This window comes from Bacillus sp. 11C, from assembly GCF_055486375.1.
The window spans coordinates 1-1,176 of sequence record NZ_JBUPVZ010000034.1 but is presented as its reverse complement, the minus strand read 5'-3'; the positions used below and the strand labels follow the sequence as shown (position 1 = coordinate 1,176).

Annotated in this window: 1 protein-coding gene; it reads left to right on the top strand. The window is 41.5% G+C overall.

Annotated features, from left to right (window positions below; translation table 11 throughout):
* Positions 1-95: 95 nt before the first annotated feature.
* Positions 96-1,176, top strand: a protein-coding gene (locus ACY3LV_RS20875; protein WP_464864448.1) for an IS3 family transposase whose coding sequence is annotated in 2 segments (ribosomal slippage) — positions 96-369 and positions 369-1,176 — 1,082 coding nt annotated over the 2 segments. Because the reading frame shifts where the segments join, the coding sequence is not laid out codon by codon here. This gene is flagged as partial in the annotation.

The window sequence follows — 1,176 nt, the reverse complement described above, 5'->3', positions numbered from 1 at the left end:
GGGACTGACCCCATAAAATGAGACAAATAAAAAACACCTTCAAGTTTGAAAACGGATCGTTGTTATCCGACATTAGACTTGGAGGTGTTTTTTCTATGGGGACAAGAGTGAGTTATCCGGTTGAAGTCAAACAGAAGGCTGTAGACATGAGATTGGCAGGCGTGCCTATGAAAGAGATCATGCAGAAATTGAATATTAAGAATAAGACACAGGTTCAGACATGGGTTAGATGGCATAAGGCCGGGGATACACATCGATTCGAACAGCCTGTTGGAAAGCAATACACTTACGGAAAAGGTCCGGAGTATGCTTCCGAATTAGAGAAACTGCAGGCAGAGAATCGATTCCTGAGACAACAGAATGAAGTGTTAAAAAAGTACAACGAATTGGAAAGGAAGTTGATAGCCAAACGTCAGTCGAATTTATAGAAGGATTATACAGCACAATGACCGTGCAGGATATCTGTGTTCATTTAGGTATCTCACGAGCGTCTTATTATCGTTGGAAGAAGGATCTGACGAAAGATCACCCCAAACGGCATTTAGAGAAACAAATTGGCGTAGTATGCCGAAAGCACAAGTATCGATATGGATATCGAAAAATCACTGCCCTATTAAAAAAGGAAATGTGCATTAACCATAAAACAGTTCAGCGTATCATGCAGAAAAATCAGTGGCAGTGCAGGGTTAAGATGAAGAAACGCAAGAAAAACGGGCAGCCATATGCCGTAGCCCATAATATATTGGATCGGAACTTTCAGTCTGATCGCCCTCTTGAAAAACGAGTAACGGACATCACATATTTGCCTTATGGACAGAAACAATTGTACCTTTCCAGTATATTGGATGTATACAATGGAGAAGTGGTTGCTTTTACGATTGGAGATAAGCAGGACACAGACTTTGTCTTAGACACACTTGATCAGCTGCCAACACTGCCTGAGAACTGCGTGCTACATAGTGACCAAGGTTCAGTATATACATCTTATGAATATCAGACAGCAGTGAAAAGAAAAGGCATTACCATGAGCATGTCCCGCAAAGGAACGCCCGCTGATAATGCCTCCATCGAATCGTTTCATTCCTCACTAAAGTCTGAAACGTTCTATCTTAACAGCATTGATCGAACCACGACCGCCATCGTAGAACGCACTGTCAAAGAATACATTTATTATTA